This is a genomic window from Pseudomonas fluorescens, assembly GCF_902497855.1.
GTDB lineage: Bacteria > Pseudomonadota > Gammaproteobacteria > Pseudomonadales > Pseudomonadaceae > Aquipseudomonas > Aquipseudomonas fluorescens_BI.
Genome location: NZ_CABVHU010000002.1, coordinates 247,978 through 274,102 on the forward strand (window position 1 = coordinate 247,978; position 26,125 = coordinate 274,102).

At 59.7% G+C, this 26,125-nt stretch carries 15 protein-coding genes and 1 pseudogene; 9 read left to right on the top strand and 7 right to left on the bottom strand.

Annotated elements, in window-relative coordinates; translation table 11 throughout:
• Positions 1-49: 49 nt before the first annotated feature.
• The gene (locus F8N96_RS06040) at positions 50-2,638 is read right to left on the bottom strand and encodes an NEL-type E3 ubiquitin ligase domain-containing protein (protein WP_224794081.1); all 2,589 of its coding nucleotides are present in this window, start codon (positions 2,636-2,638) and stop codon (positions 50-52) included.
• Between the two features lie 483 nt (positions 2,639-3,121).
• Positions 3,122-5,746, bottom strand: a complete 2,625-nt coding sequence (locus tag F8N96_RS06045; RefSeq protein ID WP_150797042.1) for a hypothetical protein — start codon at positions 5,744-5,746, stop codon at positions 3,122-3,124.
• 203 nt (positions 5,747-5,949) lie between these two features.
• Here F8N96_RS06045 and F8N96_RS06050 point away from each other — a divergent pair, with 203 nt between their 5' ends.
• From F8N96_RS06050 to F8N96_RS06065, 4 genes are all read left to right on the top strand, one after another.
• Entirely contained in the window at positions 5,950-8,253 is a 2,304-nt protein-coding gene (locus tag F8N96_RS06050; protein WP_150797043.1) for a YgiQ family radical SAM protein, read from the top strand.
• A gap of 325 nt (positions 8,254-8,578) precedes the next feature.
• Positions 8,579-11,854, top strand: coding sequence for a DUF2126 domain-containing protein (locus F8N96_RS06055; RefSeq protein WP_150797044.1), 3,276 nt, complete (start codon positions 8,579-8,581; stop codon positions 11,852-11,854).
• 88 nt (positions 11,855-11,942) lie between these two features.
• Positions 11,943-14,429 (top strand): circularly permuted type 2 ATP-grasp protein, encoded by a 2,487-nt coding sequence (locus F8N96_RS06060; RefSeq protein ID WP_150797045.1) that lies wholly within the window; start codon positions 11,943-11,945, stop codon positions 14,427-14,429.
• The gene (locus F8N96_RS06065; RefSeq protein WP_150797046.1) at positions 14,429-15,316 is read left to right on the top strand and encodes a transglutaminase family protein; all 888 of its coding nucleotides are present in this window, start codon (positions 14,429-14,431) and stop codon (positions 15,314-15,316) included. The genes F8N96_RS06060 and F8N96_RS06065 overlap by 1 nt, the downstream gene beginning before the upstream one ends.
• Positions 15,317-15,485: 169 nt before the next feature.
• Here F8N96_RS06065 and F8N96_RS06070 read toward each other — a convergent pair whose 3' ends face one another.
• Entirely contained in the window at positions 15,486-15,680 is a 195-nt protein-coding gene (locus tag F8N96_RS06070; protein ID WP_150797047.1) for a hypothetical protein, read from the bottom strand.
• Between the two features lie 68 nt (positions 15,681-15,748).
• Positions 15,749-16,336: a TIGR00730 family Rossman fold protein gene (locus tag F8N96_RS06075; RefSeq protein WP_150797048.1), complete on the bottom strand. Its 588-nt coding sequence runs from the start codon at positions 16,334-16,336 to the stop codon at positions 15,749-15,751.
• Between the two features lie 343 nt (positions 16,337-16,679).
• Here F8N96_RS06075 and azu point away from each other — a divergent pair, with 343 nt between their 5' ends.
• Positions 16,680-17,126: an azurin gene (gene azu, locus F8N96_RS06080; protein ID WP_150797049.1), complete on the top strand. Its 447-nt coding sequence runs from the start codon at positions 16,680-16,682 to the stop codon at positions 17,124-17,126.
• Positions 17,127-17,234: 108 nt separating this feature from the next.
• Here the strand turns inward: azu and nadE are convergent, their stop codons facing one another.
• The 3 genes and pseudogenes from nadE to F8N96_RS06100 form a co-directional block, all read right to left on the bottom strand.
• On the bottom strand, positions 17,235-18,062 hold the full coding sequence (nadE, locus tag F8N96_RS06085) for an ammonia-dependent NAD(+) synthetase (RefSeq protein WP_150797050.1): 828 nt from the start codon (positions 18,060-18,062) through the stop codon (positions 17,235-17,237).
• Positions 18,063-18,066: 4 nt separating this feature from the next.
• Positions 18,067-19,302: a nicotinate phosphoribosyltransferase gene (pncB, locus tag F8N96_RS06090; protein ID WP_150797051.1), complete on the bottom strand. Its 1,236-nt coding sequence runs from the start codon at positions 19,300-19,302 to the stop codon at positions 18,067-18,069.
• Between the two features lie 225 nt (positions 19,303-19,527).
• A pseudogene (locus F8N96_RS06100) lies at positions 19,528-20,440 on the bottom strand (LysR family transcriptional regulator).
• Positions 20,441-20,614: 174 nt separating this feature from the next.
• Here F8N96_RS06100 and F8N96_RS06105 point away from each other — a divergent pair.
• The 4 genes from F8N96_RS06105 to F8N96_RS06120 all read left to right on the top strand — a co-directional run bounded on the left by F8N96_RS06105 (position 20,615) and on the right by F8N96_RS06120 (position 26,124).
• A complete protein-coding gene (locus F8N96_RS06105) occupies positions 20,615-22,105 on the top strand; it encodes an aldehyde dehydrogenase family protein (protein WP_150797052.1) in 1,491 nt (496 codons plus the stop codon).
• Between the two features lie 153 nt (positions 22,106-22,258).
• Complete coding sequence (locus F8N96_RS06110) at positions 22,259-23,542, top strand: NAD(P)/FAD-dependent oxidoreductase (protein WP_150797053.1); 1,284 nt, start codon at positions 22,259-22,261, stop codon at positions 23,540-23,542.
• Positions 23,543-23,905: 363 nt separating this feature from the next.
• Positions 23,906-25,039 carry a branched-chain amino acid ABC transporter substrate-binding protein gene (locus tag F8N96_RS06115; RefSeq protein WP_150743944.1) on the top strand — a complete coding sequence of 378 codons (1,134 nt, stop codon included), beginning with the start codon at positions 23,906-23,908 and terminating at the stop codon, positions 25,037-25,039.
• 170 nt (positions 25,040-25,209) lie between these two features.
• Positions 25,210-26,124 carry an ABC transporter permease subunit gene (locus tag F8N96_RS06120; RefSeq protein ID WP_150763612.1) on the top strand — a complete coding sequence of 305 codons (915 nt, stop codon included), beginning with the start codon at positions 25,210-25,212 and terminating at the stop codon, positions 26,122-26,124.
• Position 26,125 lies beyond the last annotated feature (1 nt).

The following is a 26,125-nucleotide window of genomic DNA, read 5'->3' on the forward strand; positions in this document are numbered from 1 at the left end:
GCTGGCGGAAACGACTCGGCCAGCTGTACTGGTGCATGCGTCAGGTTTTTCAGTCCGCTCCAAGTGTAGCCTCATTCCCGGACGTGTCACTCGCAGGACGCCCCTCGATGGTTGGATCAGGTTGAAGTTCTTGCCGGGTCAGCGTTTGAATCAGCGTCGCTTCTGCAATCGCATGCTGTGCCTGCAAATCATCGGTTTGAGCCTTGTATCCAGACTCTGCCAGCTTCCCTTGGGATTTCTGCTCGTCCAGAATCGCCTGCCGATCCTGAAACGGCTGACGGCTGTCCTCGAATTGCGACTGGTACTTGTGGGTGATGTAGTCCTGCCAGAAATCCATCGACACCAGTGCCTCAAACACTTCAGGCGAACCGTCCAGCGCAACGACTTTTGTATAAGCCGCATCCAGCATTGTCGGGGTTACCTTGGCCATTTCGGTGTAACTGAGAGTTTCCGGCTGGAATGGCAATTGCAGCCTGTCCTTGAGGCCAAAGCGATAGGCCATCGTCATTTCATGGGGATCATGTATTCGATTGCGATGGTGATTTCTCTGCGCCGCGGATGCCGTCGGGTCGTTGGCAATTGCCCTGCTGGACTCGAGGTCAGCCGCCGCGATGTCGTCGACCTGTTTCAATCGAAACAGTCCTTTGGATAAATCCACCAGTTGCGCACCGTTCAATTCAAGTTTGGCCTGGATACGCGCCTTGTGACTGATTGCCAGGATTTGCAGATCGGTGAAGGTGGCAGCGGCAAGATCAGTGCATCCCGCTTCGCACGCGCGAGCGAACAGTTCCCTGCGCAAGGCTAGCGACTTCGGATTGTTTTCGGTAATGACATCGATCACCTCCCAGACCTGTCGTCGAAAGTCAGGATGGCCGGTGCGGCTTTTTATGATGTTGAAGAAGCCATCCCAGCCATGCTGTTCACGCAACATGTTCAATTGCGCTGTTCTGGTTGAGACTTGGTCGGCGGTCAATCCTGTGAGCCATGCCGGGGGCAGTATTCCCGGTGTCGCCACAGGCCTGGGCCGTCTCGTATTGGGAACAGACGATGTGAGCAGGTTGAATGCGCCGGTAAGCGGTGTCCCGGCATCGTCCAGTCGCTCACGGTAGGCTCCCAACTGCACACGAGTGGCGTCAGACAGCGGGTTGTTGAACACCCGGGTGTAGCTGTTGACCTGTACCGAGTGCGCCAGACGATCGGCGGCGGGTGCGATAACGAAGTCAGGAAGCGTTGTGATCTGATTGCCGCTCAGATCGATGTCGGACAGGAGGGGCTGATCAAACAGGCCGGTCGGCCAGGAATCGATACCTGTATTTTTCAGGTTGACCGTGCGTATATCCGGAATCAGGCTGAAGTCGGGGGGGACACCCAGTCGGGGGTTGTCATTTATCCACAACCCTCTGAGTGTTGTTCGCCCAGAGAGGATCTGCGCAGTCTCGGCGGTTAGCTCCAGTTGGTTGTTGTACAGGGATAGCTTCGTCATTCCATGCATTTGTCCCACGGCCGGGGGTAAGTCCGTGAGCCGGTTATTCGACATGTCCAGCCAGCGTACATGACGAAAGCGGGTCAGAAATCCTTCCGGGGAAGTCGTCAGCTTCATGTTGCTCAATTTGAGTGATCCAACGTGGCTGAAGTCGACGCTCAGATCCGGCAGGGTCGGCAGTTCCAGCCCGCTAAGGTCCAGTTCCAGGCCGATCGGAGTCCCGTCGTTCGCCAGTTTTTGAGCCGTTTCCCGCCGCCAGCAACTGATGATTCGATCCCGCGCCGTGTTTCGGTGATCGCGGGCCGGGATATTGCGCCCTACCTGATGGGTACGAATGTAACCTAGGCGATTGCCTCCACCCGAGTACACCCAGTCGTCAAGCTGGCTTTTCAACAGGCTGAACTCTTGCTCCAATCCGTTCAGTTTGGGTGAAAAAGTCCCTTTCTCATGGCTCCATATGTATTCCCTGCACTCCTTGATACTTTTGCGCGGATACAGTGTGCGGTAACGCTGTGCCCAAGAGTTATCGGTATCGAATGCTTTGGCATAGGCAGGGCTCATCAGTTCCGGATGAGCCTCGTTCAGACGTCGCCAGTAGCTGTCGAATTTTCTCCAGTATTGGGAAGGGAATGCGTTGTTCTCGAGCAATGTGACCGCATTGATCCGGGCAACCGCTTGCAGTTGTTCAGGTGCAGGGTTGAGGTTGGCCTCTGGCACTTCGCGTAATCGATTGTTGCTCAAATCAACGCCTTTCAGTGCGGTCTTGTCCAGTAACCCTGTCGGCCACTGACTGATCTGCGTGTCATGCAGATTCACCGCGTTCAACCTGGACATGGCACTAAAGTCGGGCGCTATCTGTAGCGGGTTTTTGGAAAGATCGACTATCGAAAGTTGACTCAGGGCGCTGAGTGTCGAAGCGCTTTGCGCATCCAGTGTCAGGTTGTTCGAGGTCAGGCTCAGGTGATACAGGTTTTTCATTTCGCCAATACTGGGGGGGAGCTTCTCGACTTGAGAGTGGGTAATGCTCAACGATTCCAGGTTGGGGAAATTGGACAGGAAGGTATCTGTAGCGTCCGACAAGTTAACTGAGTCCATACTGAGGATTTTGACGTGACTGAAAACCGCCGTCGACGTCGTCTCCCAGCGATCGGACAAGTGCTTTGATCTGGTCCGTGTCGAGGGAGGGGTACAAGTCTTCGGCACGAGACTCCGGGCTGCGCAGTCGGTCGAAAGCCGATAACAGCCTGTCTTTCAGACCTTGGCGAGCAGGGCGATCAGGTTCGCTACGCATCATCCCGCCCGCGCCGGGCACCTTGGTTCCCACCCAACCGTCCAGTACATCGTAAACCACGGGCTCCGACCTTCCCGGGCGCGTCGCGACATATCGACGGTGACGGTGCCTTTGACTGGCGTTTTTGGTGACATGGTTACTTCATCCTTGAAGGGTTGCCGCATCAGAAGCCACAAGCGGGATGCTGAAGGGGCATTCGGCGTCATTGCCGGGTTTTTGGGGGGTTACGGTTTCGTGGACCGTCTAGGTTCGCCATTTTTTTAGCAGGAAAAATGGGGCAAAAAGCGGTACATATATACATTTGCCATCGATCGGCCGGCGCCCCCTGCCGGTCAATTGCAATGGCCTTACGTGGCGAGGTCAAAGATCCGCTGCGCCGTCCGGCGATCAATCGCGGGGCGCCAGATGGCATTGTGCGGTCGGCCGGCTTGTTCATCCCGGCGCTGGGATGAAATACCTTTTCCGCTCTGCTCGAGGGTTTTGAGATGCCCGCCATCGTCTTTGAAGTGCACCGCAAGCGTGTCCTTGCGCTCATAGTGGAAATGGGCGTGCCACAACGGCTCCCCGGTATGGCGGTCGTTGAGTGAGTAAATGTCGAGAAAGTGTTTTTCCTTACCTTTGCCGCGTAGTTCTCGGTTGAGGGTTTTCACTGCGCTGATGTGCTCCTGGCTGATCAAATACGCCAGTCGGTCCCCACCCAGAAAGGCTTTGTCCTTGTAGAGCCGGATGCGGATGTTCTCGCCTTCAGTGCGCAATAGATGACTGTGATCTCTCAGGCGCTGGACAAGGGGGGCAATGTTGTTCCCGGTCGGATTCGGAGCGTGTTCGAGCTGTCGGGCCAAGTCGTCAAACGTTTCGGCCTTGCCGCCAAGAAATTCGACGATATTGGTGGCATTGCGTTTTGCCCGTTCATCCCGTCTGGCTTCGCTCAGGTGCGAGTGGAATTGCTCCAGCCGCTGGGTGGCTTGTGCCATCAGCTCGGGCAACGCGGTGTTTTGCACGGGGCGCACCCGACGCCATTCTCCCTCCCGGCGTTCGTAGGTTCGCAAAACCTGCGCCGAGTTGCTGGGATCGATCACATCGATCAGTTCTTCGCCGGTCGCGGTGCGACGCGGTTGTCCGACACTGACCTTGTAGACACCGTGGTGTTTGGCGCGAAACATTCGTCTGGGCATCGGTTTCGGCCCGCTTCTGACTTGCGCGGGGACAAAGTCGAAATCAATGGGCTGATCCTGTGCTGGTAGCGCCGAGGTGTTTTCCCTGTCTCGGTGATAACGCGCCATTTGATTTTCGAGGGTGTTTTCGAAGGCCTGGATGGCCTCTGTAATTTCTCGCCGAGAGTTGGCCTGCGGGGAGTCTGGCGGCAGGTCGAGATGCTCATACGAATCCCTGGTTGCCGCACTTTGGTCGAGCAGACCGGTCAGCGCCGCGATGCGGGCAATAGCGGGAATACGCTCGATTCCACGGAATGCGGTTGCGACCTCGATAAAAGAGTGCGCCAGTTGCACCGCTTCGAAGTCACTGTTATCCGGGTCGTCCGTCAGCAGTCGGCTTCGGGCTTCTACCCAGCCGGCGGTTACTTCATGAATCTCCTTCGCGTCGTAACCTAGTTCAGTCAGCTCGAGCTCCGAGGAGCGCGAGACTTTCTGAATCTCATGTGCAACTTGCTGGCACTTTTCCAGGATGTTGCGTTTATTCATCAAGTGTTCGGCGATAGCCCGATAGGCAGTCGTCGGGTCATTGATTGGCCGAATCTCCAGGGATTTGCGCACATCGATGGCTACAATGAGTCGGTTGTAAGCCGCAAGGTTAAATTCCCGAAGTTCATGCAGTTCGTTTCTATAGACGCCGTTTGCTTTAACAAGAATCAGCCAATCGCGTTCGTCGACGTACTTGGTGACCAGATTTTCCAGCAGCGCGAGTTCTCGGCGAATTTGTACTTCCAAAAGTACCAGAGCTGTTCTTTCACCTTCCGTGCCGACTGTTCTTTCCCAGCTAGACGTCAGTTGAAGTCTCTTCTGTCTGGTCGTCTCAAGCACGGCGGACTCTGTACGCAATTGTTCTATCCGCTGGGAGAATTTATTTTGCAAGGTGTTATCTCTCCCCGCCCGCATCCCACCCGCACCGGCCACCTCGGTTCCCACCCAGCCGTCCAGTGCATCGAAAACCACAGGCTCCGACCTTCCCGGGCGCGTCGCGACATACACGTTGTTGTAGTCCAGCGCGACGGGATCCTCTGGCCGGACTATGCGCATCACCGGAGCCTGCGGCGAGGACGCCTCAAGATCATGCAGGGCCTGATAAGCCTGGTTCTCAATGACCACGTAGAGTTTGCCATCGTGCCGATACAACCCGTCGCTGCCCGGTTCGACCCCGGTGAAGTCCAGGTTCCTGCGAAACGCCTCCAGGCGGGTCGCGGTCAATGGGTAGGTGGTTGACTCAACCTCACCCACGGGATGCCAAAGCGTGCTCGCGGGCTCACGCACGAGCACCGGGCCTGAAGCTTGCAGTTCGCTCCGCAGCTTGGCCCGGTACAGGCCGGTGTCCGGATCCGCCTCGATATGCACGACGCCACCACCCGGCACATCGACGTACTGGCGTCCTTTGAACGTCCTGAAGCCCTGGGCGTCGGGAGCGGGAAGCTGCGCCGCCGAGGCGATCCAGTAATGCTCCAGCGGACGCTGCGCCGCAGTGGGTGCAGGCACCGGGACAGAAGGCAGCTCGCTGGCCGTTACGATCGGTGCTGGCGTGATAGCGTCGAGATCGCCATCCCCCGGTGTCCCGGTCGTCCTGGAAGGATTTCGCGGATTCGTCGTGACTGGCGAGCCGAAATCGACCCGCGGCAAGGTGTCGGGCAGTGGAGTGTATCCGTCCGAGGGTGGTCTGGGGCGGTTGTGGATATCGACGGTGACGGTGCCTTTGGCTGGCGTTTTTGGTGACATGGTTTTTTCATCCTTGAAGGGTTGCCGCATCGGCATCCATGAACGGGATGATGATGGGGGCAGTTGGCGTCATTGCCTTTTTTGCGCCTCACGTACCTGTAAAGCGCGTATCGTTCGGGTCAGTTGTGCGGGAGCGCTGGATCGAAGAGAAACCGACCACCGTTGTCGGAATTGGTCAAATTTTGTGCTATATTCCGCGCCCGCGATTTTTCATCTCAACACCGGTCATCGACATGCAAGCAGCCAAGCCGTTATTTGACTATCCAAAATATTGGGCCGAATGTTTCGGGCCAGCGCCATTCCTGCCGATGAGCAGGGAGGAGATGGATCAGCTCGGCTGGGATTCATGCGACATCATCATCGTCACCGGTGATGCCTACGTCGACCACCCCTCGTTCGGCATGGCGATCATCGGCCGGCTGCTGGAGTCCCAGGGCTTCCGCGTCGGGATCATTGCCCAGCCAGACTGGCAGTCCAAAGACGACTTCATGAAGCTCGGCGAGCCGAACCTGTTCTTCGGTGTCGCGGCCGGCAACATGGACTCGATGATCAACCGCTACACCGCCGACAAGAAAATCCGCTCCGATGACGCCTACACCCCGGGTGGCATGGCGGGCAAACGTCCGGACCGCGCGAGCCTGGTCTACAGCCAGCGTTGCAAGGAAGCCTACAAGCACGTGCCGATCGTGCTCGGTGGCATCGAAGCGTCACTGCGCCGTATCGCTCACTACGATTACTGGCAGGACCGGGTCCGCAACTCGATCCTGATCGACGCCTGCGCCGACATCCTGCTCTACGGCAACGCCGAGCGCGCGATCGTCGAAGTCGCCCAGCGTCTGTCCTATGGCCACAAGATCGAAGACATCACCGACGTGCGCGGCACCGCGTTCATCCGTCGCGACACGCCGAAAGACTGGTTCGAAGTCGACTCCACGCGCATCGACCGTCCGGGCAAGATCGACAAGATCATCAACCCGTACGTGAACACCCAGGACACTCAAGCCTGCGCCATCGAGCAGGAAAAGGGGCCGGCTGAAGACCCGAGCGAAGCCAAGGTCGTGCAGATCCTGGCCAGCCCGAAAATGACCCGCGACAAGACCGTGATCCGTCTGCCGTCGGTTGAAAAGGTCCGTGGCGACTCGGTGCTCTACGCCCACGCCAACCGCGTACTTCACCTGGAAACCAACCCGGGCAACGCCCGTGCGCTGGTGCAGAAGCATGGCGAAGTCGACGTCTGGTTCAACCCGCCGCCGATTCCGATGACCACCGAAGAAATGGACTACGTGTTCGGCATGCCCTATGCCCGCGTTCCGCACCCGGCGTACGGCAAGGAAAAGATCCCGGCCTACGACATGATCCGCTTCTCGGTGAACATCATGCGTGGCTGCTTCGGCGGCTGTACCTTCTGCTCGATCACCGAGCACGAAGGCCGCATCATCCAGAACCGTTCCGAAGAGTCGATCATTCGCGAAATCGAAGAGATCCGCGACAAGGTCCCAGGCTTCACCGGCGTCATTTCCGACCTCGGCGGCCCGACCGCGAACATGTACCGCATCGCCTGCAAGACCCCGGAAATCGAATCGGCGTGCCGCAAGCCGTCGTGCGTGTTCCCGGGTATTTGCCCGAACCTGAACACCGATCACTCGTCGCTGATCCAGCTCTATCGCAGCGCCCGTGCATTGCCGGGTGTGAAGAAGATCCTTATCGCGTCCGGCTTGCGCTATGACCTCGCGGTCGAGTCGCCGGAATACGTCAAGGAGCTGGTGACCCACCACGTCGGTGGTTATTTGAAGATCGCCCCGGAACACACCGAGGAAGGTCCGCTCAACCAGATGATGAAACCGGGCATCGGCAGCTATGACAAGTTCAAGCGCATGTTCGAGAAGTACACCAAGGAAGCCGGTAAAGAGCAGTACCTGATTCCGTACTTCATCGCGGCCCACCCGGGTACCACCGACGAAGACATGATGAACCTGGCGCTGTGGCTGAAGGGCAACGGCTTCCGCGCCGATCAGGTGCAGGCGTTCTATCCGTCGCCGATGGCCACCGCCACCGCGATGTATCACTCGGGCAAGAACCCGTTGCGCAAGGTCACTTACAAGAGCGACGCCGTGACCATCGTCAAGAGCGAAGAGCAGCGTCGTCTGCACAAGGCGTTCTTGCGTTATCACGACCCGAAAGGCTGGCCGATGCTGCGTGAAGCGCTGACCCGCATGGGCCGCGCCGACCTGATCGGGCCAGGCAAGAACCAGTTGATCCCGCTGCATCAGCCGGCGACCGACAGCTACCAGAGCGCCCGTCGCAAAAACTCGACGCCGGCCGGCAGCCACAAGGTCGCGGGTGAGAAGACCACCAAAATCCTGACCCAGCACACCGGTCTGCCACCCCGTGCCAGCGATGGTGGTAACCCGTGGGACAAGCGTGAACAGGCCAAGGCTGCGGCGTTCGCCCGCAACCAGCAGGCGGCCAAGGAGCGCAAGGACGCGGCTAAAGGCAAAGGGCCAAAGCCTGCGCGCAAGCCGGTTGTGCCGCGCTAAGCCTCGTTTGAACTGAACAGAACGCCAACCTTCGGGTTGGCGTTTTTTATTGTCTGCTGATCGTTCCCACGCTCTGCGTGGTAATGCCTCAAGGGACGCTCCGCGTCCAGTGACGCGGAGCGTCACGGGCTGCATTCCCACGCAGAGCGTGGGAACGATCGTATGTATCTCGCCACATTTACGTGCAATTCCTTCAACCCAATTTCTCGCATCGCCCGATTTTGGTGCTGTACTGCCTCAAGCAAACGGAGAAAGCGCCAGCGTCGCGTGATGGCATAAGTCTTGCGCCGCTTTCGATAATGTCCAGGCTCGCAGGAGGCACGCCGTGTCGATTCATGTCGCATTGCACCATGTCACACATTACCGCTACGACCGCGCCGTCGAGCTCGGTCCGCAGATCGTTCGCCTGCGCCCGGCCGCCCACAGTCGCACGCGAATCCTGTCCTACGCGCTGAAGGTCTCGCCTGGGCAGCACTTCATCAACTGGCAGCAGGACCCCCAGGGCAATTACCTGGCGCGGTTGGTGTTCCCGGAAAAAACAGATGAGCTGCGGATCGAAGTCGATCTGCTGGCCGAGATGGCGGTCTTCAATCCGTTCGACTTTTTCCTCGAACCCTACGCGGAAAAGATCCCGTTCAGCTACGCGGCGGACGAGCGCAAGGAGTTGGCGCCGTACCTGGAAACCTTGCCCCTGACCCCGAAATTCCAGGCTTATCTGCAGGGCATCGACCGCACACCCCTGCCCAGCGTGGATTTCCTTGTTGCACTCAATCAGCGTTTGAGCGAAGACATCGGCTACCTGATTCGCATGGAACCGGGCGTGCAGACCCCGGAACACACCCTCGAACAGGCCTCCGGCTCCTGCCGCGACTCAGCGTGGCTGCTGGTGCAGTTGCTGCGCAATCTTGGCCTGGCGGCGCGTTTCGTCTCCGGCTACCTGATCCAGCTCACCGCTGACGTCAAAAGTCTCGACGGCCCGTCGGGCACTGACGTGGATTTCACCGACCTGCATGCCTGGTGCGAAGTCTATCTGCCCGGTGCCGGCTGGATCGGCCTGGACGCGACCTCCGGGCTGTTCGCCGGCGAAGGACACATCCCGTTGGCCTGTAGTCCCGATCCGGGCTCTGCGGCACCGATCAGTGGCCTGGTGGAACCGTGCGAGTGCGAATTCACCCACGAAATGTCCGTGGAGCGGATTTGGGAAGCGCCTCGGGTGACAAAGCCTTACACCGAAGATCAATGGCTGGCGATCCAGGCGCTGGGGCGGCAGATCGATGCCGACCTGCTAGAAGGCGACGTCCGCCTGACCATGGGCGGTGAGCCGACCTTTGTCTCCATCGATGACCCCGACGGCGCCGAGTGGAACACCGCCGCGCTAGGGCCGGACAAGCGTCGCCTGTCCGCCGAACTGTTCCAGCGCATGCGCAAGCACTATGCACCTGAAGGCCTGGTGCATTTCGGTCAGGGCAAGTGGTATCCCGGCGAACAACTGCCACGCTGGTCGCTGAACTGCTACTGGCGACGTGACGGCGTGCCGATCTGGCATGACAGCGCGTTGATTGCCGATGAGCAGAAGGACTACGGTGCCAATGGTGAATTGGCCGGGCGTTTTCTGGCGAGTGTCGCCGAGCGCCTGAAAATTCCGACACGCTTTGTGTTTCCGGCCTACGAAGACAATTTCTATTACCTCTGGCGCGAGGGGGCTTTGCCGCAGAACGTCAGTGCCGAAGACTCACGCCTGGAAGAACCCCTGGAGCGTGCACGGCTGCGCAAAGTTTTCAGCCAGGGGCTGGACAAGGTAATCGGTCAGGTCCTGCCACTGGCGCGCACGGCCAAGGGCGATCAATGGCAGAGCGGGCGCTGGTATCTGCGCGACGAACACTGCCGGCTGGTGCCGGGGGACTCGCCCCTGGGTTATCGCTTGCCCCTCGGGTCGCAGCCTTGGGTGAAGGCCGCGGAATATCCGTTCATCCATCCCAACGATCCGAACCAGGCTTTCCCGCCATTGCCTGAAACCGCGCAGTTGCAGAGCCATGGCGACCCCGCCGTGCATGACGAGCGCACGCCCGGGATCGACGAGTCCGCAGACTGGCTGACCCGTACGGCGTTTTGTGCCGAGGCGAGGGAAGGCCGGCTGTATTTGTTCATGCCGCCACTGGAGCGGGTCGAGGATTACCTGGAACTGGTCAGCGCCATCGAGGCCACGGCTGAAGAACTGCATTGCCCGGTGTTGCTGGAAGGCTATGAGCCTCCGAGCGATCCGCGCCTGAGCAACTTCCGGATTACACCGGACCCAGGCGTGATCGAGGTCAACGTGCAGCCATCCGCCACCTGGGACGAGCTGGTGGAACGCACCGAATTTCTTTACGAGCAAGCGCGCCAGACGCGACTGACCACCGAGAAATTCATGATCGACGGCCGGCACACCGGCACCGGTGGCGGTAACCATTTCGTACTGGGTGGCGCGACACCGGCCGACTCACCGTTTTTGCGCCGTCCCGATCTGCTGCGCAGCCTGATCAGCTACTGGCATAACCATCCGTCCTTGTCCTACCTGTTTTCCGGACTGTTCATCGGCCCGACGTCCCAGGCGCCACGTGTTGACGAGGCGCGCAACGATGCGTTGTACGAACTGGAAATCGCTTTTGCACAAATGCCCGAGCCCGGCGAGGCGTGTGCGCCGTGGCTGGTGGATCGGCTGTTGCGCAACCTGCTGATCGATGTCACCGGCAACACGCATCGCGCCGAGTTCTGTGTCGACAAGCTTTACTCACCGGACGGTGCTACCGGTCGCCTTGGACTGCTTGAGCTGCGAGCATTCGAGATGCCACCCCATGCGCGCATGAGCCTGGCGCAGCAGTTGCTGCTGCGGGCGCTGGTCGCTCGATTCTGGCGCGAACCTTATGCGCCGCCGAAACTGGCGCGCTGGGGTACCGAGTTGCACGACCGGTTTTTGTTGCCGCACTTCATCGAGCAGGATTTCGCCGACGTCATCGTCGATCTCAATGCCGCCGGTTATCCCGTACGAGCCGAGTGGTTTGCGGCTCATCTGGAGTTCCGTTTTCCTAAGGTCGGCGATTACGCGGTCAGTGGCATCGAGCTGCAAGTGCGCCAGGCACTGGAACCCTGGCATGTGCTGGGCGAGGAGGGCGCGGTCGGTGGTACGGTGCGTTATGTGGATTCGTCCCTGGAGCGTTTGCAGGTCAAGCTCACGGGCTTGCCGCCCCAACGTTATCTGTTGACCTGTAATGGCATTCCAGTGCCATTGCAGCCTACCGGGCGGGTCGGCGAGTTCGTCGCCGGTGTACGTTTCCGCGCCTGGCAACCGGCGAACTGCCTGCAACCAACGATTGCTGTGCATGCGCCGCTGGTGTTCGACCTGCTCGACACCTGGATGCAACGCTCGCTGGGCGGCTGTCAGTACCACGTCGCCCATCCGGGCGGGCGCAGCTACGACAGCCTGCCGGTGAACGCCAATGAGGCCGAGAGCCGCCGGATGGCGCGCTTCTTTCGCATCGGACATACGCCTGGGAAACTGCCTGTACCGGCTGTGGAAATTAACGAGGAGCTACCTATGACGCTCGATTTACGACGTTTCTAAACCGTACGCGACGCTCGGATAGTTCATCTGTCCGGGCGTCATGTGCCTGCGTTAGTCTGACCGTTCCCTGCTGTCTGCCGAGCTTTCCATGCCTGATCTGCTTGACCGCTACCCGCTGACGGCGGGCACCTATCACGAACTGCTTGACGGCAGTGGGGCCGTGCGCCCGCACTGGCAGCGGCTGTTCGACCAATTGCAACGCAGCACGCCAGCGCAATTGGTGCAGCGTCAGGCGCTGCTGACCCGGCAGATCCAGGAAAACGGCGTGACCTACAACGTCTACGCCGACCCCAAGGGGGCTGACCGGCCGTGGGAGCTGGACCTGCTGCCCAATGTCATTGCGGCTGATGAATGGGAACAGTTGTCGGCGGGCATCGCCCAACGGGCTCGATTGCTCAATGCCGTGCTGGCGGACCTGTACGGTCCGCAGCGACTGATCGCCGAGGGCCTGTTGCCCGCCGAACTGGTATTCGGCCATAACAACTTCCTCTGGCCTTGCCAGGGCATTACGCCACCCGACGGGGCCTTTCTACATCTGTACGCAGTGGATCTGGCGCGCACGCCCGATGGTCGTTGGTGGGTGACGGCGGATCGGACCCAGGCGCCGTCCGGGGCCGGTTATGCCCTGGAAAACCGCACTATCGTGTCCCGGGCCTTTCCCGAGTTGTACCGTGACTTGAAGGTGCAGCATCTGGCCGGTTTCTTCCGCACGCTTCAGGAAACCCTGGCCCGTCAGGCGCCGAGCGACGATGAACCGCCATTGGTGGTGTTGCTGACGCCGGGACGGTTCAACGAAAGCTATTTCGAGCATCTGTATCTGGCGCGCCAGCTGGGTTATCCACTGGTGGAGGGCGGCGACCTCACGGTGCGCGATGCCACCGTCTACCTGAAAACCTTGAACGGCCTGCGCCGGGTCCACGCGATCATGCGGCGACTCGACGATGACTTCTGCGATCCGCTGGAATTGCGTACCGACTCGGCGCTTGGCGTGCCGGGCCTGCTCGAGGCCGTGCGGCAAGGGCGAGTGCTGGTGGCCAATGCGCTCGGCAGTGGTGTGCTGGAGTCGCCGGGGTTGCTGGGCTTTCTGCCGAGGATCAATCAATTCCTGTTCGGCGAAGCACTGATTCTGCCCTCCATTGCGACGTGGTGGTGCGGTGAAGCGCCGGTGCTGGCGCAGGCGCTGGAAAAACTCCCGGAGTTACTGATAAAACCGGCCTTTCCTTCGCAAAGCTTTGCTCCGGTGTTTGGCCGGGATTTGAGTGAAAAACAGCGCCAGGCATTGGCCGAGCGTATGCAGGCGCGGCCTTATGCTTATGTCGCGCAAGAATTGGCGCAATTGTCCCAGGCACCGATCTGGCAGGCCGAGAATGGTCAGCTGCAACCGCGCGCCATCGGCATGCGGGTGTATGCGGTGGCCAGCCGCAATGGGTATCGGGTGCTGCCCGGTGGCCTGACCCGGGTGGCCGCCGATGCCGACGCCGAAGTGGTATCGATGCAACGCGGCGGTGCGAGCAAGGACACTTGGGTGTTGGGGGAGCGTCCACCGAGCGGCGAACAGTGGAAAACCCAGCGCACGATCGGCGTGCAAGACCTGGTGCGGCGCGATCCCTATCTGCCGTCGCGGGTGGTGGAGAACCTCTTCTGGTTCGGCCGCTATTGCGAGCGCTGCGACGACAGTGCGCGACTGCTGCGGATCATGCTTGCGCGTTATGTTGATGGTGATGACCCACAAGCGCTGGAGGCCGCGGTCGATCTGGGGGAGCGCCTGAATCTGTTGCCGGATGAAGGCGAATTGCCGGAGCGCTTGTTGAGCGCGCTGCTCGGCGATGACTGGTCGTTCAGCCTGCGCTCCAACCTGCAGCGTTTACAGTGGGCGGCCTCCCAGGTGCGGGGCAAGCTGTCGCGGGAGAATTGGCAGGCGCTGGTAGAGTTGCAGCGCGAAGCCATGGAACTGGAAACCGATGAAGCGGATTTTGGCGAACTGCTGGATTTTCTCAACCGTCTGGTGATGTCCCTGGCGGCGTTGTCCGGTTTCGCCCTGGACGACATGACCCGGGACGAAGGCTGGCGCTTCCTGATGATCGGCCGACGAATCGAGCGATTGCAGTTTCTCAGCAGCAGCCTCGCCGCATTTCTGCGCGGTGCCGGCGCCTTCGACCAGGCCGGGCTGGAGTGGCTGCTGGAGCTGGGGAACAGCAGCATCACCTACCGTTCGCGGTATCTGGCGGTGGCGCAATTGGTACCGGTGCTGGACCTGTTGCTGCTGGATGAACAGAACCCTCATGCGGTGCTGTTCCAGTTGAAGCTGGTGACCCGCACGCTCAAACGCTTGAGCGACGACTTTGGCGTGCCGCGCGAAGCAGGCCTGCCGTTGTTGGTGGCTCGACTGGCGCGTTTCGATCTTGGCTGCCTGGAAAGCCCGCTGTTCGGCGAGACCAGTATTCGCGCCGCGGTCGAGGGGCTGGCCAATCTGCTGCAAGAGATCGCCGATGCCAGCGCAGAAGTGTCGGATCGCCTGGCCTTGCGCCATTTCGCCCATGTCGATGATGTCAGCCAGCGCACGGTGTCCGTCTGATGAACGCCCATTACCAGATTCTCCACGACACCCATTACCACTACGACAGCCCGGTGTCCCTGGCCCAGCAACTGGCACACCTGTGGCCGCGGGCCTGTGCCTGGCAGCGCTGCACCGAGCAGCAATTGCAGATCAGCCCGGACCCGACTACTCGCCGGGACGAACTGGACGTATTCGGCAATCCCCTGACCCGGCTGGCGTTCGAGCGGCCCCATGATGAATTGCTGGTCAATGCCCGGCTCACCGTCGAAGTGCTCGCCCGGCCTGCACTGGACTTCAAGCAATCCCCTGCCTGGGAAGAAACCCGCAACGCGCTGACCTACAGCAGTCAGCCGTTGTCCCCTGAATTGCTGGACGCCTGCCGCTACCGGTTTGAATCGCCCTATGTGCATTTGAAGCGCAACTTCGTCGAGTTTTCGCACAGTTGCTTTCCCCAAGGGCGACCCCTGTTGCTCGGCGTGCAGGCATTGATGGAAAAAATCTTCAGCGAATTCACCTTCGATGCGGAGGCGACCCAGGTGGCGACGCCGCTGGTGGAAGTGCTGGAGCGGCGGCGCGGTGTGTGCCAGGACTTCGCGCACCTGATGCTCGCCTGCGTTCGCTCCCGTGGATTGGCGGCGCGGTACATCAGCGGCTACCTGCTGACCCAGCCACCGCCGGGCCAGCCGCGATTGATCGGCGCCGATGCATCCCATGCCTGGGTCTCGGTGTTTTGCCCGGTGCTGGGCTGGGTAGATTTCGATCCGACCAACAACGTGCAACCGGCGCTGGAGCACATCACCCTGGCCTGGGGCCGGGATTTCTCCGATGTCTCGCCGTTGCGCGGGGTGATTCTGGGGGGCGGCAACCATGACCCTGAGGTTCGCGTCACCGTGATGCCACTGTAGGAGCGAGCTTGCTCGCGATGAACCTGAGAGCGCTGGTGGGTATCAGGCTTGCAGCGTTATCGTTAACGACCATCGCGAGCAAGCTCGCTCCTACAGGGGTCAGCAGCCGCGCTGCCAACCCTGGACACAGATCCGGTGGGCCTGATCAGATCATCGGGCCCTGAGGGTCTCAGGCGTCGGGCGCCTGATCTTTCGGTGCTTCAGTTTCGTCTGTCGCCACTTCGCCTTCGCCTTCGGCATCCGGGTTCAGTGCTGCTGCTTCTTCTTCAGCGGTAGCTTTCTTGCGCTGAAGCTTTTCCTCTTTCTTCTGCTCCTTGGCCAAGTCTCTCTGACGTTTGGCGAACGAATAATTGGGTTTAGCCATGGGCGATCCTCTGGGGTCGAAGGTGAGGTTGAGCGGCGCGTATTCTGCCTTGTATCGGTGCCCAGCCGTTAGCTGGGTTTTTGCTCGATCCACTTAGGCACCACTGTCGGCTGCCAGGCATCCAGGGCGTCGAGCAGCGTTTGCGGCGATTCGCTCACCTGCAGCATGTCACGGTGCGCCTCGCGAACGAAGCCTTCGCCGACGATATGATCAAGAAAACCGGTCAATTTGCTGTAGAAACCGTTCACTTCCAGCAGCCCCAGCGGTTTGCCGTGGTAACCGAGCTGGCCCCAGGTCCAGACTTCGAACAGTTCTTCCAAGGTGCCCAGGCCGCCAGGCAGGGCGATGAAGGCATCGCTGAGCTCGGCCATCCGCGCCTTGCGCGCATGCATGCCGTCGACCACTTCCAGGCGGGTCAGGCCGCTGTGGCCGATTTCCTTGTCCTTCAGGCTTTGCGGGATGATCCCGATCACTTCACCACCGGCCGCCAGCGCAGCATCGGCGACGATGCCCATCAGCCCGACGGCGCCACCGCCATAGACCAGGGTCAGCTTGCGCTCTGCCAATGCTCGCCCGAGGGCGACAGCCGCTACACGATAAGCCGGGTTGGTGCCGGTACTGGCGCCGCAAAATACACAAACAGACGCTAAAGACATGCCTTGCTCCATGATCAGGATGTTTACAGAGTAAAGGCACGCGAGCGGCGCTCCAAGGTCTAAACTTCGCGTTCAGGTGTTTCAAAGGTGCCGCTGGCGCCACAGGCATAAGCGGCGAGCAAACTGCGCAACAGGCTGTTAAGGGACATGACAGGTGCTCCAGATGAGGGATGACGGCCTGATGATAGGGCCGGACCAGACGTCCGGGTGGTAGATTGTCTCGATAGGTGTCATAGCCCGAAAGTTGTATACAATTTTTGCTTCAGGTCATAGGAACTTGCGAAGTTTTCAGGCAGTCTTCTGTCCATTCGCACTTTTGTTAACCCTGCCTTGGAGATTCACCATGTTTGCCAAACTTGTTGCGGTATCCCTGCTGACACTGGCCAGCAGCCAATTGATGGCTGCCGATTGCAAGGTCACTGTCGACTCCACTGATCAGATGTCCTTCGATACCAAGGAAATCAGCATCGACAAGAGCTGCAAGACGTTCACCGTGGAGCTGAAACACTCCGGCAACCTGCCGAAAAACGTCATGGGTCATAACTGGGTGCTGAGTAAAGAGGCTGATATGCAGCCGATCGCCACCGCGGGCCTGGCCGCAGGCATCGAAAAGAACTACCTGCCGGAAGGTGACGCGCGCATCATCGCTCACACCAAAATCATCGGCGCCAAGGAAACCGACTCGGTGACCTTCGATGTGTCCAAGCTTGCTGCTGGCGAGAAGTACGGGTTCTTCTGCTCGTTCCCGGGCCATATTTCGATGATGAAAGGCACTGTTACCCTGAAGTAATCGACTCGGGTCATAAAAAAAGCGTCCGCTCGGGACGCTTTTTTTTACCTGACGATAGACCGAGCCATCGTTCTTCGGCGCCGGAACAGACGCCAACTTATTTACGGCTTAAGGCGCGAAAGGCATCACTCGCTTGTGATGGGTCTTTTTATACGTATCGCAGATGATCTTGAACGCTTCCTCACGCACCGGCTCACCCTGCAGGAACGCATCGATCTCGGCATAAGTCACGCCATGGGACGCTTCGTCCGGTTTGCCCGGCGCCAAGTCCTCAAGGTCGGCCGTCGGGATTTTTTCCACCAGGGACTCTGGCGCGCCGAAGCTGCGGGCGATGTCCCGAACCTGGTTTTTCACCAGGCCACTCAACGGCGCCAGGTCACACGCGCCATCACCGAACTTGGTGAAAAAGCCCATCACCGCTTCCGCCGCGTGATCGGTGCCGATCACCAGCCCATGCGCTGCGCCGGCAATGGTGTATTGGGCGACCATACGCATCCGCGCCTTGGTATTGCCGAGCACGAAATCCACCGATACCGCCTGCTTGCCTTCAAATGCTGCGACTTCACTGGCCAGTGATTTGACCGCCGGACCGATGTTGACCGTGTGGCGTTCGTCCGGGGCAATGAAATCCACCGAGGCCTGGGCGTCGTGCTCATCGAACTGGGTCTCGTACGGCAGGCGCACGGCGATGAACCTGTAGCTGTCGTCACCGGTGCGTGTGCGCAGCTCGCGCATGGCGCGTTGGGCCAGCAGGCCGGCGGTCAGGGAGTCGACACCGCCGCTGATGCCGAGCACCAACGTCTTGAGCCCGGAATTGACCAGGCAATCCTGGATGAAGGTAATCCGCCGGGCGACTTCGGCCTCGAGGGCGGCCTGGTCGGCGAACGGCGGTTGAACCTTGAGCTGCTCAGCAATCTCACGCTGTACGGCTTGCATGAATTCACTCCTTGCTTGAAATGCCTGATGGACTGGAAAGGGCGGCAGGTACTTGGAAAACGTGTCGCAAATAGGCGACGAAATTCGGGTCTTTGCAATGTGTCTTGCCCGGCTCGTCGGAGATCTTTGCCACCGGCTGGCCGTTGCAGGCGGTCATTTTAAGCACGATGCTCATCGGTTCGACACCCGGAATATCGCATGTCAGGTTGGTGCCGATGCCGAAACTGACATTGATCCGACCGCGCAGCGCCCGAAAAATCTCCAGGGACTTGGGCAGCGTCAGGCTGTCGGAGAACACCAGCGTCTTGCTCATCGGGTCGATGCCCAGCTGGTGATAGCGGGCGATGGCTTTTTCCGCCCAGAGCACCGGATCACCGGAATCGTGGCGCAAGCCGTCGAAGAGTTTGGCGAAATACAGGTCGAAATCACTGAGGAAGGCATCGGTGGTGATGCAGTCGGTCAGGGCGATCCCGAGCAAGCCGCGATACTCGCGGACCCAGCAATCGAGGGCGGCGATCTGGCTGTCGATCAGGCGCGGGCCGAGTTGCTGATGGGCCATGATCCACTCGTGGGCCATGGTGCCCAGCGGCTTCATGTCCAGCTCACGCGACAGGTGCACGTTACTGGTGCCGACGAAGCGCCCGGGAAAATCTTGCTTGAGCACGTTGACCACTTCTTCCTGCACGCGGAACGAGAAGCGCCGGCGAGTACCGAAGTCGGCGACCTGCAATTCGGACAATTCATCGCTGCCGGCATTGGCGGTCAGCCAGTCGAACTTGCGATAGAGTTGTTCGCGCGCCTGCTCCAGGACGATTTCCCTGTAGCGATAGCGGTTGCGCACTTCGCTGACAATCGCCAGCAGCGGCACTTCGAACAGAATCACATGCAACCATGGCCCACGCAGGCGAATGAACAGCTCGCCGTTTTCGATCCCGGTGTGAACGTAGCGCAAGTTGAAGCGAAACAAACCGAGAAAACGCAGGAAATCCGGTTTCATGAAGCTGATGCGCTCCATGAAACTCAACTGGTCGGCACTCAGGCTCAACTCGGCCAGACGCTCGATCTGGAAGCGGATCTCCGCCAGGTACGGGCGTAGATCCTCACTGTTTCGGCAACGGAACTCCCATTCGACTTCCACGTTCGGGTAGTTGTGCAGCACCGCCTGCATCATCGTCAGTTTGTAGAAGTCGGTGTCGAGCAGGTTCTGCACGATGCGATCGGCAAACACACTCTCGCTCATAACGGGGATCTCCAGGCTGGCCGCGGCCTGTGGCAGCGACGTTGCAGCTGTTTCAATGAATGGGGCTAGTGGCGCATATCGGTGGTGAGGATTGCCAGTAATTTTTTCAGACAGGTCTCTGTAGGAGCCGGCTTGCCGGCGAAGGCGGCGTGTCAGGCGACATTGATGTTGGAGGTGATGGCCTCTTCGCCGGCAAGCCAGCTCCTACAGGGATTGCGTGAGGCTTCAAATATGCGATGCGTCCGGGCTATCCAATCTGCTCCAGCATCCACTTCACAAAATCCCGCACTTTCGGCACTTCCGCCGCATGCTCCGGGTACGCCAGGTAATAGGCATCGGTGCTGGGCATCGCGTGTTGCCAGGGTATGACCAGTTTGCCGTCGGCCAATTCCTCTTCCACCAGAAACTTCGGCAACAGCGCCACGCCGCAGCCGACCTGGGCGGCGCGGATGCACATGTAGAAGGTTTCGAACCGCGGGCCGTGGTAACTGTGCTCGGTGTGGTAGCCCTGGCTGTCGAACCAGTCATGCCAGGCCTGGGGCCGGGAGGCGTTTTGCAAAAGGACCAGGTCTGTGAGTTGTGTCGGGTCGGTGAAGGGGGCATCCGGCAGGCTGCCCGGTGCGCAAACCGGCACCAGCTCTTCGCTGAACAGCTTCAGGCATTCGGTGCCGGGGCGCGAACCCTGTCCAAAATAGAACGCCAGGTCGCTGCGACCCTGCAACAGGTCGTCGGCTTCCTGTTCGCTGCACAGGTCCAGGTGGATCGACGGGTGACGCAGGCGCCAGCCTTTCAAGCGTGGCACCAGCCAGCGGGCGCCGAAGGTCGGAGGCGTGGAGACGCGCAAGACTTCGGTCTCACCGCCGTAGGAGCGCAGGTAATGGGTCGACATCTCGACCTGGGTGAGAATTTTTCGCACCTCTACCAGGTACAAATCTCCGGCGGGGGTCATTTGCAGGCGTCGGCGCACCCGACGGAACAGCAGGTGCTGCAACAACTCTTCGAGTTGTGCGACTTGTTTGCTCACCGCGCTCTGGGTCAGGTTCAGCTCTTCGGCGGCCCGGGTGAAACTCAAATGTCGGGTCACAGCCTCGAAACACTGCAGTGCGGTGATCGACGGCAGATAGCGTTTGTTCAGCATGGGTGGTCCTTTCTTCTTGTCTCTTTATTGCCAGCAATGCACAGCATGAATAAACGGAATGATATCTCTCTTAAAGGTCGTTTGTTGAGTAACCTCCGGGGCGCTAAAACTACAGGTCTGATCAGTCGTGATTTTCCGGCTGCCCACTTTCTGTTTTTGCTTGAGGAATGACCCATGGTTGCCGCATTGCTTGATCGTCTTGGTGTGAACCCGGCCCTGTATCAAAACGGCAAAGTGCCGGTGCATTCGCCCATCGATGGCAGCCGGATCGCCGCCGTGAACTGGGAAGGCGCCGCCGAAGTCGAGCAGCACATCAGTCGCGCAGATCATGCGTTCGAACTGTGGCGCAAAGTCCCGGCGCCGCGCCGTGGCGAACTGGTGCGTCAGCTGGGCGATATCCTGCGTGAATACAAGGCCGACCTCGGCGAGCTGGTGTCCTGGGAAGCCGGCAAGATCACCCAGGAAGGCCTGGGTGAAGTTCAGGAAATGATCGACATTTGCGACTTCGCCGTGGGGCTGTCCCGTCAGCTGTATGGCTTGACCATCGCCTCCGAGCGCCCTGGCCACCATATGCGCGAAACCTGGCACCCGCTGGGCGTTGTCGGCGTGATCAGCGCGTTCAACTTCCCTGTCGCGGTCTGGGCCTGGAACACCACGCTGGCGCTGGTCTGTGGTAACCCGGTGATCTGGAAACCGTCGGAAAAAACCCCACTGACCGCCTTGGCCTGCCAGGCGCTGTTCGATCGTGTACTGAAAAACTTCAGCGATGCGCCACCGCACCTGAGCCAAGTGATCATTGGCGGCCGCGATGCCGGTGAAGCCCTGGTCGATGACCCGCGTGTTGCGCTGGTCAGCGCCACCGGCAGCACCCGCATGGGCCGCGAAGTGGCACCGAAGATCGCCGCACGTTTCGCTCGCAGCATTCTCGAACTGGGCGGCAACAACGCGATGATCCTCGGCCCAAGCGCCGACCTGGACATGGCCGTGCGTGCGATCCTGTTCAGCTCCGTTGGCACTGCGGGCCAGCGTTGCACCACGCTGCGTCGCCTGATTGCCCATGAGTCGGTGAAAGAGGAAATCGTCACCCGCCTCAAAGCCGCTTATTCCAAGGTGCGCATCGGCCATCCGCTGGAAGGCAACCTGGTCGGTCCACTGATCGACAAGCACAGTTTCGAAAACATGCAGGACGCTCTGGAACAGGCGTTGAGCGAAGGTGGCCGGGTATTCGGTGGCACGCGTCAACTGGAAGACCAATTTCCGAACGCTTACTACGTCTCGCCGGCGATCGTGGAAATGCCGGAGCAGAGCGATGTGGTGTGCAGCGAAACCTTCGCGCCGATCCTGTACGTGATCGGTTACAACGACTTCGAAGAAGCCCTGCGCCTGAACAATGCCGTGCCACAGGGCCTGTCATCGTGCATCTTCACTACTGACGTGCGTGAAGCCGAGCAGTTCATGTCGGCGGTGGGCAGCGACTGCGGCATCGCCAACGTCAATATCGGCCCGAGCGGCGCGGAAATCGGCGGCGCGTTCGGTGGCGAAAAAGAAACCGGCGGTGGTCGTGAATCGGGCTCCGATGCATGGCGCGGGTACATGCGCCGTCAGACCAATACCGTGAACTATTCGCTGGAGTTGCCGTTGGCTCAGGGCATTACGTTCGACTGATCGGTGATCCCCTGTAGGAGCGAGCTCGCTCGCGACGGACGTCAACGATAACGCGTGTTTGCTGCATAAACGCGTTGGCCTGACGTTTTTCGCGAGCAAGCTCGCTCCTACAGTTAAATGGTGTGTTGGTTAGGTTTCTGTTGGAGTCTGGCAATGCCGTTACGCGAAGAATGTTTATGGGAAAAACTGACGCCGCAAAGACCGGACAATTCGGCGCTCAAAGGCGAGCTGAAGGTGGATGTCTGCGTCATTGGCGCCGGTTTCACCGGTCTGTCGGCGGCGGTGCATTTGCTGGAACAAGGTAAAAATGTCTGCGTACTGGAAGCCCATCGTGCCGGTCATGGCGGTTCGGGGCGCAACGTCGGGCTGGTCAACGCCGGGATGTGGATTCCACCGGACGAGATCGAAGAAGGGTTTGGCGAAGCGGTCGGCAGTCAGCTCAATCGCATGCTCGGTGCGGCACCGTCCCTGGTGTTCAGCCTGGTCGACAAATACAACATCGATTGCCAACTGCGGCGCGAAGGCACGTTGCACATGGCGCACAACGCCCGTGGCGAAACGGACCTGCGCAGTCGTGAACAGCAATGGAAGCGTCGCGGAGCGCCGGTGGAACTGTTGACCGGTCAAGCCTGCGAACAAGCGACGGGCACGAAAAAGATTGCCGCCGCGCTGCTTGATCGACGTGCTGGCACGATCAACCCGATGGCTTATACGACAGGGCTGGCCAAAGCGGCTATCGGGCTTGGCGGTCAGCTGTTCGATCATTCTCCGGTGACCCGACTCGAACGTCAGGGCCAGCGCTGGTCGGTGCAAACGGCTCAGGGCTCGGTACTGGCCGAGCAAGTGGTCATCGCCTCCAACGCTTACACCGAGGGCGACTGGACCGAGTTGCGGCGCAATTTCTTCCCCGGTTATTACTATCAGGTAGCTTCGGTCCCGCTGACCGAAGAGGCCGCGCAGCAAATCCTGCCCGGCGGCCAGGGTTCCTGGGATACCCGCCAGGTACTCAGCAGTATTCGTCGGGATAAAGACGGCCGGCTGTTGCTCGGCAGTCTCGGTAATGGCAATAAAAAGCCGACCTGGTTCCTGAAAGCCTGGGCCGACCGGGTTCAGCAGCACTACTTTCCTTACTTGAAACCGGTGGAGTGGGAGTGCACCTGGACCGGTTGCATCGCGTTCACGCCAGACCATCTGATGCGTCTGTTCGAACCCGCGCCCGGATTAGTGGCTGTCACCGGTTACAACGGCCGGGGCGTGACGACCGGTACCGTGGTCGGCAAAGCTTTTGCCGATTATTTGTGTAATGGAAATCCTCAAGCTTTGCCGATTCCCTTCGCCCCCATGCAGCCGCTGGCAGGGGCAGGATTGCGCAGCTGTTTATACGAAGCCGGTTTTTCGCTGTATCACGCAGGCCAGTGCCTGCGGATCGTTATTTGATTGTTGAAATTTGTTGCTGAAAGCGGCGCTTTTACGCGTAGCGACTAGCCTGTAGTGGTGCGGGTTGTAGCAGTCCCGCACCAGCAGTGTGCACTTCGGTGACGCACGTTGTTACAGGCTGGTTGCACGTCGTTTGGCGCCGCGGTTGCAATGATGGCGCATGCGGGTTGCGCCTTTATAAATAAATGGTTTCACCTTCCGCGGTTTAGATGGTTGCACGCCCAATGAAAATGGGCTCGAAACAGTCGATAGAACAATAAGGTAGCGACTTTTCCCAGAATAAAAAACCGATGGCACGGCCCTTGCTCTGAGCATTCAGAGAAGTCGCAGTGCCAACTAAAAAAAACCATGGAGCACCACCTCATGTCCCAGACGTTTTACAAGAAAGGCTTTCTGGCCCTCGCAGTGGCAGCTGCGTTGGGTGTTTCTGCGTTTGCACAGGCTGACGTAAAAATTGGTGTGGCGGGTCCAATGACAGGTGCCAACGCGGCATTTGGCGAGCAGTACATGAAGGGTGCACAAGCGGCGGCCGATGCGGTCAACGCGGCGGGCGGCGTCAATGGGGAAAAAATCGTACTGGTCAAGGGCGATGACGCCTGCGAACCGAAACAGGCTGTGACGGTCGCCAAGGACCTGACCAACCAGAAAGTCGTTGGCGTGGTCGGTCACTTCTGCTCTTCGTCGACCATCCCGGCTTCCGAGATCTACGATGAAGCGGGCATCATCGCGATCACCCCCGGTTCCACCAACCCGGCGGTTACCGAGCGCGGCCTGAGTGCCATGTTCCGTATGTGCGGGCGTGACGACCAGCAAGGCATCGTGGCCGGCGACTACATTGTCGACGTGCTCAAGGGCAAGAAAGTCGTGGTCCTGCACGACAAGGATACCTACGGCCAAGGCCTGGCGGACGCTACCAAGGCCCAGCTGGAAAAACGCGGCGTGAAGCCGGTGCTGTATGAAGGCCTGACCCGCGGCGAGAAAGATTTCAGCACCATCGTCACCAAGATCCGCGGCGCTGGCGCCGACGTCGTCTACTTCGGTGGTCTGCACCCGGAAGCCGGTCCCCTGGTGCGCCAACTGCGTGAGCAAGGGCTCAAGGACGTCAAGTTCATGTCCGACGATGGCATCGTGACCGACGAACTGGTGACCACCGCTGGCGGTCCGCAATTCGTCGACGGCGTGCTGATGACCTTCGGCGCCGACCCGCGCATGCTGCCAGAAAGCAAGACCGTAGTGGATGAGTTCCGCAAGAAAGGCACCGAGCCTGAAGGCTACACCCTGTACGCCTATGCTTCGGTCCAGACCCTGGCCGCCGCCTTCAATGGCGCCAAGTCCAACAAGGGCGAAGAAGCTGCCGCGTGGCTGAAGAAAAACCCGGTCAAAACCGTGATGGGCGAGAAGACCTGGGACGCCAAGGGCGACCTGAAAGTCTCCGACTACGTGGTTTACCAGTGGGACAAGGATGGCAAATACCACCAGCTGGAAAAACAGAAGTGACATGACCTGCTGATTGTCCGGCGCCTTGTGCGCCGGGCAATCAAACAACATGTCCGTGCAGTACCTGTCTTTTCTCGTAGAGCTGCACACAACCCGGTTGCACGGGTGGCTGAACCCCAGCCCGTCGCACCTGGCTTCTGTGCAGTCTCTCAAATGCGTGAGATTGCGTTATGGATGGTATTTTCCTGCAGCAACTGGTCAATGGCCTGACCCTCGGGTCGGTCTATGGCCTGATCGCCATCGGCTACACAATGGTCTATGGCATCATCGGCATGATCAACTTCGCCCACGGCGAGGTTTACATGATTTCCGCTTACCTCGCGGCAATCAGTCTGGCTCTGCTGGCATACTTCGGTATTGAATCCTTCCCCCTGCTGATGCTCGGCACACTGATCTTCACCATCATCGTCACGGCGGTGTATGGCTGGGTCATCGAGCGCGTCGCCTACAAACCGTTGCGCAACTCCACCCGACTGGCCCCGCTGATCAGCGCCATCGGTATTTCCCTGATCCTGCAGAACTATGCACAGATCGCCCAGGGCGCCCGTCAACAAGGCGTGCCGACACTGCTCACCGGTGCATGGCGAGTTGAAGTCGGGACCGGCTTCGTCCAGCTCACCTACACCAAGATCTTCATTCTGGTCGCGGCGTTTGCCGGGATGGCCGTGCTGACCTACGTCATCAAGTACACCAAGCTCGGCCGCATGTGCCGCGCCACCCAGCAAGACCGCAAGATGGCCTCGATCCTGGGGATCAACACCGATCGCGTGATTTCCTACGTGTTCATCATCGGTGCCGCGATGGCAGCCCTGGCCGGCGTGCTGATCACCATGAACTACGGCACATTCGACTTCTACGCGGGCTTCATCATCGGCATCAAGGCGTTCACCGCCGCGGTGCTCGGCGGGATCGGTTCGCTGCCTGGGGCAATGCTCGGCGGGATCATTCTCGGGATTTCCGAGTCGCTGTTCTCCGGATTGGTCAACTCGGACTACAAAGACGTCTTCAGCTTCTCGCTGCTCGTTCTCGTTCTGGTCTTTCGGCCCCAAGGCCTGCTCGGCCGTCCTCTTGTGTCGAAGGTGTAAG

Bases quoted from the DNA above. Each gene is read 5' to 3' on its own strand.
- F8N96_RS06110 (WP_150797053.1), top strand. From the start codon at position 22,259: ATGCCGTTACGCGAAGAATGTTTATGGGAAAAACTGACGCCGCAAAGA.
- F8N96_RS06105 (WP_150797052.1), top strand. From the start codon at position 20,615: ATGGTTGCCGCATTGCTTGATCGTCTTGGTGTGAACCCGGCCCTGTAT.
- F8N96_RS06115 (WP_150743944.1), top strand. From the start codon at position 23,906: ATGTCCCAGACGTTTTACAAGAAAGGCTTTCTGGCCCTCGCAGTGGCA.
- F8N96_RS06120 (WP_150763612.1), top strand. From the start codon at position 25,210: ATGGATGGTATTTTCCTGCAGCAACTGGTCAATGGCCTGACCCTCGGG.
- nadE (WP_150797050.1), bottom strand. From the start codon at position 18,062: ATGCAAGCCGTACAGCGTGAGATTGCTGAGCAGCTCAAGGTTCAACCG.
- pncB (WP_150797051.1), bottom strand. From the start codon at position 19,302: ATGAGCGAGAGTGTGTTTGCCGATCGCATCGTGCAGAACCTGCTCGAC.
- F8N96_RS06045 (WP_150797042.1), bottom strand. From the start codon at position 5,746: ATGCGGCAACCCTTCAAGGATGAAAAAACCATGTCACCAAAAACGCCA.
- F8N96_RS06075 (WP_150797048.1), bottom strand. From the start codon at position 16,336: ATGTCTTTAGCGTCTGTTTGTGTATTTTGCGGCGCCAGTACCGGCACC.
- F8N96_RS06070 (WP_150797047.1), bottom strand. From the start codon at position 15,680: ATGGCTAAACCCAATTATTCGTTCGCCAAACGTCAGAGAGACTTGGCC.
- F8N96_RS06050 (WP_150797043.1), top strand. From the start codon at position 5,950: ATGCAAGCAGCCAAGCCGTTATTTGACTATCCAAAATATTGGGCCGAA.
- F8N96_RS06060 (WP_150797045.1), top strand. From the start codon at position 11,943: ATGCCTGATCTGCTTGACCGCTACCCGCTGACGGCGGGCACCTATCAC.
- F8N96_RS06065 (WP_150797046.1), top strand. From the start codon at position 14,429: ATGAACGCCCATTACCAGATTCTCCACGACACCCATTACCACTACGAC.
- azu (WP_150797049.1), top strand. From the start codon at position 16,680: ATGTTTGCCAAACTTGTTGCGGTATCCCTGCTGACACTGGCCAGCAGC.